The following is a 12,573-nucleotide window of genomic DNA, read 5'->3' as shown; positions in this document are numbered from 1 at the left end:
TATGATGAACAAATTAATGTATATGGTTTTGCTTCTCTGTCTTTCGGTTTCTTTGGCTGGAGCGGATAAGAGGAAGGAAAAAAACATCGAAGGAAATTCTGTGCAGAGAGCTGCATCGGAGTATGAAAAACTTTTGAAAGGCAAAAAGATGAAACAGGTGCAAGGATTGATGACATTGCACCTTGTAGATGGAAAATTGTTTGTCGAATTGCCTTTAGAATTACTGAAGAAAGATATGATGTTGGCTTCAGTCGTTTCCGAGATAAGCGACCACACGGATTGTTACGTGGGGAAGAACGCTTATATTCCTTTGCGCGTGTATTTCAGTAAAATAGGTAAACACGTGCAATTGCGTCGAGATAGAAATCAATCGATAGCCGGAGGAGGCGATATTAATATTGCCCGGGCTATAGAGAGAAGCAACACAGGGGCTATCATGGCATCGTTTGAAATTAAGGCTTATTCGCCTGATAGCACGGCAGTTGTTTTTGATATGACTAAATTCTTCACGGGCAGTGAGCGTTTGATTTCGGCGATTGATCCTCGTTCTGAATCAAAACTGATGTTGAAAGGTGTTAATTATCGATTGGTGGACGACTTATCCGTTTTGGAGGATGTGAAAGCTTTTGAGAATAATGTTTCCGTTCAGAGTCGTTTGACGTATAATAGTAAAGTGAATATTTACAATCGTTACACGACTGCTGTGGTGACTCGTACATTGGCTTTGTTGCCTGAAGTTCAGATGAAGCCTCGTTTGGCAGATTACCGTTTGCCTTTACAAGTGTTGGGAAAATGGAATTATCGTGGGAATGGCGAGATTTTGGCTCCTGTGTATTATGCTTTAAGATGGAGGTTGGAACCGCAAAATGAGTCCGCTTTTAGAGCAGGTGAGAAAGTAGAGCCTAAAAAACCGATCGTATTTTATTTGGATACTTTGTTAAGTCCACTTGTACGTGCAGGAATCACGGAAGGGTTGTTGGAGTGGAATAAGACTTTTGACGCTATCGGGTATAAAAATGTCATTCAGGTAAGGGATTACCCGAGGTGTGATTCTTCTTTCGATCCAGATAATTTTAGTTATAATTGCATACGTTACGTGCCTTCACTTGCCAGTGGTATAACGGTTCGTACGTATGCCGATCCACGGTCGGGAGAGATATTGAATACCAATATACTGGTGACGCATAATTATGTGGTGAATATCCCGTATAACGTATTCCTTAATACAGCACATGCCGATCCGTCAGTGAGAAAACGTTATCTTTCAGATGATCGTTTGAAGGAAGATATAAAGAATTATTTCGCTTGGTTGGCGGGGACAGAATGTTTCGGTATGACATATAATCTGACTTCTTCTGCTGCCTTCTCGATAGATTCATTGCGTTCTGCTTCTTTCACGCAAAAATATGGTACTTCTCCTTCTTTGCTTGATTTGGCTCCTTATAATACGGTTGCACCCGTGGATGCCGTTTCAAAAGGGATTCGCCTTACTCCGGTGGGCGTGGGAGAATATGATTATCACGTGGTGAAATGTTTGTATGCACCTATTCCCGGGGCAAATACACCAGAAGAGGAATTTAAGGTTGTTGAGAAATGGGTTTCCGAGAAGGTAGGTGATCCTAAATATCGTTATGAATATGCGAAAGATTGTCCGGATTGTGGAGCTAATGACGTGGGAAATGATGATTTAAAAGCTTTCAAGTATGGGATGGAGAATTTGAAATTCATGGTACAGAATTTTGATAAATGGATTACGGATGAAGAAGATCCCGAATTTGATTTTCGTGGTTCCATTTATTTGATGTTGCAACGCCAATACAAGAAGATGATCACTCAAGTGGCGATGAATTGTTATGGAATTTTCACTTACGAGAAGAAGGCCGGAGATCCCGTTCCGATGTACCGCTTCATAGATAAAAAGCGTCAACAAGAGGCTCTTGACTTGTTTTTTACACAATTATTGCGTCCCTCTTGGTTGGATCGTCCGGATTTGGAAACTAAAATGCCTTTAATGCGTTCAAATATGGAGATGCATAAGGATTACGTGATGTTGTTGCTTAATGTGATGGCTGGCAAGTTGTTTGCGTACGAGCAGGTAGAAGGTGAGTATATAACTCACACGGATTATATCTATAAATTGTATCGAAAATTGTTCGAGAAAACTCGTCGTGGAGAGGAAATTTCCGAGGAAGAATTGTATTACCAGAGTTATTTCTTCAGAACAATGATGAAGAGTTCGCAGATGGTTGATCGTTCTGGCAAGAGTTCCGGTGGTGCGTCTAATGCTCTTGCAGAAATGTTATATAATGATGTGAAAATTGTAGACGTTACGGATGCAAAAGAATTAGCTCTTTGTGAGGAGAGATTGATTGACGGTTATAAAAACGAGGACATTATGGCTGGAAATTACGGGGAGTTGAAAACTTGGCCTGTGTTTAATATACAGTCAACCCGTCACGTGTATTATGATATTTTGAAGGATATGCGTGTGTTGGTTGAGAAATGCTTGAATTCAGGTTCTCCGAATGTGCGTAAGCATTATCGCTTTATGTATGATTCTATTAGTAAATTGTTAGATTGATAAAACATATCCACCATGACAACATATTGTTGTCATGGTGGATATTTCTAGATTTATACTATAACTTAATAACGAATTATGAAAGAATTGTGTGATAGAATATTGCAAAATTGTAGGATAGGATGGATATTTCTATTCTTTAATTTGGTAGTTTTATATGGTTCAGGAAACTTGTTTGCTCAAAGTGGAAACGAGCGACAGTTTTCCGTGAAATTTGAAAAAGCACCAGTAAAGGAGGTTATTAATTATTTGGATAACCATTCTGATTATGATTTCTTATATAATAATAAGTTGATAGAGGCGTTACCTAAAGTGTCTTTGGATGTAAAAAATGCGTCACTTCGGGTAATATTGGATATTTGTTTTAAAGAAACAAATGTGATTTATGAATTTCAAAATAAACTTGTTGTGTTGAAAGAGAACCCGAAGAAAGAAGTTGAGGTGGAACGATTGAGTATACAGGGAGTAGTTGTGGATGAACAAGGGGAGGCTTTGCCTGGAGTGACGATATTAATAAAAGGATCAACTCATGGGACAGCTTCGGATGCTGATGGAAAATTTAAACTAGATTACGTGAAGGCTAAGAATGTAACACTAGTATTTAGTTTTATCAGTATGCAAACCCAAGAAATCGAAATAATTCGTGATGGAAAAGTTTTGGTAAATGATTTTACGCAATTAAATATTCGGATGAAACCGGATACACAGGAAGTTGATGAAGTGATTGTGACGGGGTACGCGAATATTTCGAAAAAATCTTTTACTGGTTCGGTAACCACGATTGATAAAGAACAATTGAAGACAGTGTCACCGAATAATATTATAGCAGGAATACAGATGTTTGATCCTTCGTTTAGGATAAAGGAGAATTTGACAATGGGTTCCAATCCGAATGCACTTCCCGAAATGTATGTGAGAGGGCAGTCTGGTATCGGTATTACGGAATTGGATAAAACGGATATATCGGAAACATCTTTGAATAGTAATCCTAATTTACCTACTTTTATTTTGGATGGCTATGAGGTTTCTGTAACAAAGATATACGATCTTGACGTGAACAGAATTGAGAGCATTAATCTATTGAAAGATGCTGCGGCAACAGCTATGTATGGAAGCCGTGCTGCCAATGGAGTGGTTGTTATCACCACGATAGCCCCGAAACCGGGAGAACTTGTGGTTAATTATAATGCCGATTTGAAATTGAGTATGCCAGACCTTTCTTTTTATAATTTGATGGATGCTCGTCAGAAATTGGAAGCGGAGGTTGCTGCCGGATTATTTGAAAGTGATGATCCTACTCGTTTTTCAGATTTGCAGAAGAAATATAACCTGAAGTTACAGAATATTGAGAAAGGAATCAATACGGATTGGATGGCATTGCCCTTGCGTAATTCATTAAGTCACAAGCATAATATTTATTTGGAAGGTGGAGTTAAAAATATGCGTTACGGGGTGGATTTGAAGTATGACCGTGATAATGGGGTGATGAAAGATTCTTATCGTGAAACTATGGGATTCGGTTTCACGCTTTCTTATCAGATGGATAAATTCCATTTCCGTAATAATGCTACTTATGATGGCATGAATTCGCAGGAATCTCCTTACGGGAATTATTCTGATATCGTGAAAATGAATCCGTATGATTCTTATCTTGATGAAAATGGTCGGGTGGCCAGTGATATGAAAGATTGGCATGGAGGCGGTAACTATCGTAATCCGGTTTATGATGCAACTCTTTCTAGTTTTGACAGATCGAATTACAAAGAGTTTTATGATAATTTTGACGTACGTTGGTATATAACTCCTAAGTTAAATTTGAAAGCAAATATTGCCTTCAATTATAAAGTAGAGGAAACAGAAAAATTTCAAGATCCAGAAGCCACTTTTTTCCTTAATCGTGATATTAAGGGAGATCTACGTATCACGGAACGTATTTCTTCCGGTTATGATTTTAGCGGGTTACTTTATTACAACGACCAAATTGACAAGCATAATGTCAATCTTGCAGCGGGAATAAATATAAAAGAGACCATTTCAAAGTACAAAGGATTGTATTACGTGGATTTTCCGGAAGGAGGGTATTCTTCTCCTGATTTTGCTAAAGAGTTGAGGGGAAAACCGACGAATGCATACGATAAAGTTCGTTTGTTTGGGGCTCTGTTCACCTTGAATTATTCTTATAATAATATATATTTAGCAGATGTATCCATGAGGTTGGATGGTAGTTCTCAGTTCGGGACAAAGAAGAAATACGCTCCTTTTGCTTCCGGGGGATTGGGGGTGAATATCCATAATTATTCGTTTTTCAAGGAACATACGCCTTGGTTGCAACAATTGAAAATACGCGGTTCTTACGGGATGACGGGAAAAGTAAATTTTCCTTCTTATACGGCACAAAACAGATTCTTTTTCGAAACGGATGCTTGGTATACCACGGGGCATGCCGCTAAGTTGGATTACATGGGAAATCCTAATTTGGAATGGGAAAAAACCGAGATATTTGATATTGGTGCTGAATTATCTTTGTTTCATGAGGCTTTTTACCTTAAGTTTATTTATTACCAGAAGAACACGAAGGATTTGATAGCAGATATGTTTATCCCTTCTTCTTCCGGATTCACTTCCTATAAAGAAAATGTCGGCTGTGTGGAAAACAAAGGTATTGAGTTGAATGTGAGGAGTAAATTGATTAGTAATAAGGATTTGCAATTATACGTGTTCGTAAATGCCGTGCATAATGAGAACTGTTTGACCAAAATATCCAATTCCATGCAAACGTATAATGAGCGAGTGAATGAACATTTCGTGAATGATCCTTATAATAATGATAAACCTTTGTTGAAATATTACGAGGGTGCTTCGTTGACTTCTATTTACGGGATGAATTCTTTAGGAATAGATCCTGCTACCGGAAGGGAGTATTATCGTTACCAAGACGGTAGTACTGGATATAGATGGTTGGGAAGTGAAAATGTTGTGATTGGAGATACAGAACCGATGTTTAACGGGTCTTTCGGTTTTAATTTGTATTACTTGGGTTTCACGTTGGATGCTTATTTTATGTATGAATTTGGTGGTGAAATTTATAATAATACCTTGTTGGATAAGATAGAACGAGCTGATTTGACCCGGAATTGTGATGTTCGGGTGTTGCGGGATCGTTGGAAAGAAGTTGGGGATGTGAAACAATTCAAACGCTTGAATTCTTGGCAGGAACCGACTTTACCGACTTCTCGTTTTGTACAGGATTATAACAAGTTGTCGTTGTCTTCTATTTCTTTAGGGTATGAATTCCCGAAAAAATTGGTAGAAAAAATTCGATTAAGTCGATTGAAACTGCAATTGAATGCTTCAGACTTGTTCACGATCAGTACAGTCAAGATGGAGAAAGGAACCCAGTATCCTTTTGCCCGAGCGTTTAATTTTACCCTTAGTGCATCCTTCTAATTTTTAAAACGATAGTTATGAAGAATATATTCAGAAAAATAGGATTATTGGTGATAGCATTTGGGATGGCTTCCTGTAATGCCTGGTTGGAAGTGGAGCCGGAAACGGATATTGCCGAAGATGAAATGTATAAGAACACGAAAGGTTTCTATTCTGTGCTAAACGGTATATATTATAATATAGGAGAGCCAGAACTTTACGGACGTCATCTTTCGTGGGGTGCCATGGATGCTTGGGCTGGTGTTTATACATTGACAGACAATGTTGACGAGCATAAAGGATTTATCGCTATGCGTGATTTTAATTATGATACGAAGGAAGTGAGGTCGGTTGGTAGTTCGATTTGGGAGAATGGTTACCGGGGAATAGCTCGAGCTAATAATTTGATAGAACATATAGAACAGCAGGATTCAACATTTTTTGATAACGGGCAGTTGGAAAAGAATGTACTTATGGGAGAAGCTCTTGCTTTACGAGCTTTTATACATTTTGATATGTTGAGGGTTTTTGCGCAAGCTCCACTCCTTGATGCGACCGGTAGTTACATACCTTACGTGACCCAATATCCTATGATATTCAATCCAGCAATACCTACGAATGAAGTATTAGAGAAGATTGTCAAGGATTTGAAAATGAGTAAAGATTTGTTAGCGACTTTTGATACTTTACAAGGAAATAAGACATTTATCACGAATACGGAAATGCGCTTGACAAAGTCAACCATGCCTGACTGGGGAAAGTTTTATGCGTTTCGCGGAACCCGTTTGAATTATTATGCAGTGACTGGTTTGCTTGCCCGAGTTTACTTGTATGCGGGACAATATGATTTGGCAATGAAACAAGCCCTGGAAATTGTCCATTTGGTAGAGAATGGTACATTGCGTTTGACGGAAGGAAATAATATCGCTTCTGATCCTAAAATGATGGATGGGGTATTGTTTTGCTTGAACTATTCGAAGATGGTTGAGGGATATGCCAATTATTCCAGTGGCGAACGGGCAACGCTTTACGTGGAAGATCCCGCGTTGTTTGACCCGGGTGAAGCTGCCGATGATTACGATAAGCGGGAGGATTTGCTTGATCATAACATCGTGGTAAAATATATGGAAGACCGGGGCAAAGAAGCGTACACGGGATACGTTCCTCTCATCCGCTTGAGTGAGATATGTTATATTGCAGCCGAATGTTATTTGTATGTTGAAGATGTTGAGCATGCTGTACAGGTGCTTAACATGGTAAGGAAAGCCCGAGGTGGAAAAGCTTTGCAAGTAGATTTAGCGGCTGGTGTGGTGATGGATAAATTAGTGAATGATGCTCGCAAAGATTTGATTAGTGAAGGACAAATACTCTTTATGTTCAAGCGCTTGAATAAAATCTATACCTCTAAGGGGAAAGTGGATGCGAAAGGGAAATTGGTATTGCCCAAACCCACGAGTGAAAGTGCCATTTAATAATTTAAACGTGAATGTTATGAAGAATTGTATTTATATTGTTATTGTATTTCTCATGTTTTACGGGACTTCTTGCCAGGAAGATGAGATTTCATTCTTTACTGATTCGAGATTTATCCAATTTCCTTATGGGGAAAATACGCTTAGTTATTCTTTCATGTATAGTCAGGGAAGTGATCGCCACGAGGTGTTGATTCCGGTGAAATACGTGGGTGCGAAGTTGGAGGAAAATGCGACTGTTGCTTGGGAGATTATAGCAGATAAAACGACTGCCGTTGCTGGGGAATATGATGTCCTTTTGGAACAACCGTTTCGAGCTGATTTTTATCAAGATACGCTTCGAGTGATGCTTATTGATAGTGAGCGGTTGAAAGAGCAAAGTGTAGATCTTTGTTTGCGGCTTATCAGTAACGCAAGTTTTGAGGCTTCGACCCGAGATTCTTTGGAGATTAAAATCACGTATACTCACAAGATCGATAAACCTGAATGGTGGTCACAAGAGGTTGTAGACTCTTATTTGGGAACGTGGTCGGAAGTTAAGTTAACAGAATTCGTGAATCACATTTATGCTGGCGATTACGGGGCATTGGAAGCCAGTGAGAAGTTGTATTATGCTAGGCAATTCAAGTATTATTTGGAATCTCTCGGAAAACCTCTTTATGACGAGAATGGAGGAGTGGTAACGGTACCGGTTATTGGTTAGTTTTAACGTGTAAAAATGATGTTATGAGAAAGAATATATTATTAATCTTCGTGTTGTTCTTTACGTTATGTTGTTCATGTTTCAAGGATGACACGAATACAGATTATAAAGAACTGAAAAAGCCTGTTCTTCTGATAAATGACGAAGATGAACACGCTTTTAAGGAAAATCAACCTTATGAGGTTGTTCAAGGACAGACCTTGCGTATTGTTCCGTACGTGGAATATGACAACCCGGAAGATTTATCGTACGAATGGTTTATTGACGGAAAATCTGTTTCGCAAGAGAAGGTATTGGAATGGGAATGCAATATATCGAAATCTACAGCGAGTGGAACGTTGATGATTAGACGTAATTCAGCTGATAACGCTGATGTGTATAGCTTCTTTATTATGTTGCTTGAACCTTTTGAACGAGCATGGACCGTGTTGGACAGGGAGGTTGGAAAGGTGCGTTTACATGTGGTGAACGAGAAACCTGCTAGTCCGTCATATATATATACTCCTTATATGAACGTGATGGATGAAATCGAGGCGATAAGTCCACTTGGCGTGTTGGAATATTGGTCTACAGAAAAGACAAATATTGTGGGGGAGGTGATGTATTTGGATGCCGATCCGTCCAAATGTTTTTCCATGGATGGTAAGAGTTTGGCTAAAACCGTGTCGTTGAATCAAGAATGGATAGGCGATGAAATACCTTCCGGCATACGATTTAAAAATGCTTTATATTGCGGTTTTGTCGATTATTTATTAGCTGATGACGGGCGACTTTACATGCGAAAGAATGGTAAGGGTTACTACACGGGGCGTTTTAGTGATTTGCCCGTGAAGTTCGAGGGAGAAGAGTTAATTGTTTCATCAATGACATTATGCCAGCATAAGTCAAAAATGGCGATGTTGTTTGATAAGAAGAACGGTCGCTTTCTAGTTGTGAATACCGATTATGATTGGAATACTCAATATTTTGGTGATCGGGCGGGAGATATACTTTCTTTTCCCGCAAAGGATGGGGTAAATGATTGGAAAGGATACGAAATAGTGACATCTAAATTCATTAAACCTTTTTATTCCTGGGACACAGATTATACTTATTTCTGTATCATGAAAAATCCTTCGGGAGGATTGGAGGCGTTGGAGTTTGTTGTTGAATTTAATGGGCGTACGAGTCCTTCCGCTACGATTACTTACGAGAATATTATTTGTCCGGCTAATATGGGTGTAGATAGTAAGTTCTGTATATTAAACGATCCTTACATGGGAATGATTAAATCTTACGTGCTTTATTCTGCACAAAATGAACCCAATTCTCTTTACTACGTGGAACGTAAATCTAAAGGATTGGGGGAACCGAAATTGTATAAGGCGTTTGATTACAAAATCATGTCGTTGGATCATGGAAAGTTGGGACGAACGAATAGTACGGTGGGAATCGGTTTGGAAAATGGTTCATTAATACTTTATGATTTGTCTAAAAGCTGGAGTGTTGCGAATGAGAAGTCTTTTGTAACAGAAATATCCGGTTTTGGGGAAATACTCGAGGTGAATTTTAAATATGGGAGTGTTGCGAATTTTTAAAGTTTCAGTTTGTAAAGAGAGGCTATTCGTATTCGGGTAGCCTCTCTTATTTTTATAACGTTTATTTATTAGAATCTTAAGCCTAGTGTCAAGCGGAATTCGTTGTTATAGAATTTCGTTTTGAATTCCGGAGATTCGATCGTACCGTTGGGGGATTCATAGTAATAGAATAACCCTTTGAGATCTGATTGTTTGTGCATGAAAGAGGCGTCGGCGTAAAATGAACCGAGATTTACTCCCAGACCACCGGAATATATTTGGATATCGTTATCTTCGTTCATTTCCCCTTTGGTATACGGGGAAGCGGAAAGGGCGTATCCTCCTCGGATACAGAAAACGCTACTGAAACGGTATTCGGCACCAGCTCTGAAATTATGAGTGGCTTTGTAAATGTTCTTGATTACATTATTCGTTTCTAGGTATTCGTTTTTGGCGTCATCATCAGAGAATTTAGCCGCCGTGTAATCCACGTACTCATAATCACCACTGATGATAGCCCGTTGACCGAGTACAACTGCTACACCAGCCATCACTCGCCATGGGGTTTTTAGTTTGTACGAGTATTCTGTCCATGCAGAGTTGCCATACTGGAAACCGGGTTCCACCTTTGCATCTTCAACGGGTTTCTCCGTGAATAAAGCAGATACGTTGTTTTCGGCAAAAGCGTCGATATTATAATACGTCGGGGTATGGATGGCTGCACCGATGCGGATTGCCGGGATAGGACGGAATATGAATCCCGCTTTGAAGTTTAATCCCGTACCGCTACTCGTGAAGTCTTGGTACATACTGAATTTTTCTAACTTATTCGTGATGTTGTCACCAATAATTTCTTCCGTGTAGACGGAGAATGATTTGTAGTGGAGTGACTGAATCCCGAGGGTTGCCCCGAAATAGAATTTGTCACTGAGATTACCTCCAAGCGATATGGCGTATTCACCCTGGTATCCGCGTTCCCTCGTGTATTTGTAATGTTGTAACTGGTCGGTTTCCCGGATGGGGTTCTCGTAATCGTAATTCCCGTTTTCGATGTCTTCTTTGCTTAGATAAAGCATATAGGCATCATAAGCCAGTCCTGTGGTGAAATCGTTTAGCTGTTTCGGGGATTTCCCGTCGGCTTCTTCTTTCCACACGTTGGCTAACGAGGAGTTGCCGTTCGTTTCGTAATAGCCTTGAAATGTGTTCCGGTTAAAATTATTCAGTGTTGAATAGTTAAAACCGATATTGAAGTTCTTCAATGTTTTGCTATTCGGGCTGAATGATAATACCAGACCTGCATTACTTAGAATGAACATATTCTTTTCGTTGTCGATTCCCTTGGTTTTGGAATGGGCGAAGTCCATCATGGGAGTAAAACTGAATTCCGATTTACGAAAGACCCCGATTCCCGCGGGGTTCATTGACAAAGTGGTTAAATCTCCGCCTAGAGCCGTGAATGCCCCTCCCATGGCGGTTACTCTTGCAGAACCGAACGGGAGTATTCTGGAGAATTTGAGGGCGTCTTCTTCACTTTGTGCCGAAGCCGACAAGGTGAAGAGAAATAGAACCGGCAGTATATATAATATTTTCATATCCTAAAGTATTAATTTAGACATTATCTTCTGCTACCCGTGTTAGTACGCTCAACTGATCCGCTTCTGCCACTGCTTGAACGGGAAGAAGAACTACTGCCATATGAGCCACCGCTACTGTTCCCTCTGGAATAACTTCCGGAGTTGTATGACGGGTTGTGGGTAGAACCTGAATTGCCACGATCGAAACTACTGTTTCTGCTGGTACTGGAACTTCTTGAAGTTCGGGAGTAGGTGCTGTACGACCGGGCGTTGCGATTGCTCGTGTATTGCTTTTTAGGAGCGTAGCGAGTAGTCGAGGCTGTCGGTCTTTCTATCGAACCACCCCAACCCGGACGATGATGTCCCCAATTTGGTCCGTGGTGTCCCCATCCGGGGCGATGTCCCCAGTGCGGATAACCCCATCCCGGATAGTAACCGTAATTCGGTCCCCATGAATTCCATCCCCAGGGGTCATAAAAACCGTAGTATCCGTAATTGTTCCAGAAGGGGTCGTATCCCCAGCCGCTACCCCAGCCGAAGGAACCTCTCCATCCCCAACGGTCCCAACCGAAGGAAACACGATTACTCCACGCGAAACTATCGAAACGGGGATCGTTCCATATCATAGTCCAAGCGTATTTCGGGTAGTTTCCAAAAATCAGTTCGTTGTATAATGAAATATTCGAGTTTGTCGGGAACCACCAGTAACGACCGTTTAACGTGAACACGTTCCAGTCCGGACTGAACGAGAGGTTTTGAGCGATCTCGTATCCGTTACCGAAATAAGCGAAGCCTTCCGGGTAACGATTCATGATGCGAACGCATTCTTCCAGATCATTATCGGAACCTTTGAATCCCCCGAGCCAGTACCCGTCGCCTTCCGGTATTGCGATTCTGGAAACGGTTTGTCCTGTCCGTTCTTCTTCTTTCTGTACTTGCTTTTCCGTGGCATAACGAGCCATACCTATGGCGTGAGATTTGGGATTCACGCTGTTGTCGTTTTCCTTCGGGTATGTTTTATCGTTTGCCGTGTTCTCTCGAGAAGATGAAGTTCTGTCCGCTACGATGTCCACGCCAGTTTTCTTTTTGACTTCCTGTACAAAAAGAGAACGCTTGCCGGGGACATAGTAAATATCGTCTTCCTGCGCCCTTGTAAAGTTTTGCGAGGAAGAGCAGGCACTGAATATGACTGCTAATGCTGAGATGAATAACGCTATCTTCATGGCTGTAAATTTATTTCCTTTCTTATCCTATGACAAAT

General features: G+C 40.4%; 7 protein-coding genes. 5 read left to right on the top strand and 2 right to left on the bottom strand.

Going from position 1 to position 12,573, the window contains the following annotated elements; all coding sequences use genetic code 11:
• Position 1 precedes the first annotated feature (1 nt).
• From A3CY_RS0104540 to A3CY_RS0104520, 5 genes are all read left to right on the top strand, one after another.
• Positions 2-2,581 (top strand): zinc-dependent metalloprotease, encoded by a 2,580-nt coding sequence (locus A3CY_RS0104540; protein ID WP_018336718.1) that lies wholly within the window; start codon positions 2-4, stop codon positions 2,579-2,581.
• A gap of 78 nt (positions 2,582-2,659) precedes the next feature.
• Positions 2,660-6,028: a SusC/RagA family TonB-linked outer membrane protein gene (locus A3CY_RS0104535; protein ID WP_081619425.1), complete on the top strand. Its 3,369-nt coding sequence runs from the start codon at positions 2,660-2,662 to the stop codon at positions 6,026-6,028.
• Positions 6,029-6,045: 17 nt separating this feature from the next.
• Positions 6,046-7,479, top strand: coding sequence for a RagB/SusD family nutrient uptake outer membrane protein (locus A3CY_RS0104530; RefSeq protein WP_018336716.1), 1,434 nt, complete (start codon positions 6,046-6,048; stop codon positions 7,477-7,479).
• Between the two features lie 19 nt (positions 7,480-7,498).
• Complete coding sequence (locus A3CY_RS21870) at positions 7,499-8,182, top strand: DUF4843 domain-containing protein (RefSeq protein ID WP_018336715.1); 684 nt, start codon at positions 7,499-7,501, stop codon at positions 8,180-8,182.
• A gap of 23 nt (positions 8,183-8,205) precedes the next feature.
• Complete coding sequence (locus A3CY_RS0104520) at positions 8,206-9,759, top strand: PKD-like family lipoprotein (RefSeq protein ID WP_018336714.1); 1,554 nt, start codon at positions 8,206-8,208, stop codon at positions 9,757-9,759.
• 68 nt (positions 9,760-9,827) lie between these two features.
• On the opposite strand, the gene A3CY_RS0104515 is transcribed toward A3CY_RS0104520, so the two are convergent.
• Positions 9,828-11,330 carry an OmpP1/FadL family transporter gene (locus tag A3CY_RS0104515; protein WP_018336713.1) on the bottom strand — a complete coding sequence of 501 codons (1,503 nt, stop codon included), beginning with the start codon at positions 11,328-11,330 and terminating at the stop codon, positions 9,828-9,830.
• A gap of 23 nt (positions 11,331-11,353) precedes the next feature.
• Entirely contained in the window at positions 11,354-12,535 is a 1,182-nt protein-coding gene (locus A3CY_RS0104505) for a hypothetical protein (protein ID WP_018336712.1), read from the bottom strand.
• Between the last annotated feature and the right edge of the window lie 38 nt (positions 12,536-12,573).

The sequence above is a fragment of the Butyricimonas synergistica DSM 23225 genome (assembly GCF_000379665.1).
GTDB lineage: Bacteria > Bacteroidota > Bacteroidia > Bacteroidales > Marinifilaceae > Butyricimonas > Butyricimonas synergistica.
Note: the sequence above shows the minus strand (reverse complement) of the source record. Positions and strands in the feature narration are given on the sequence as shown.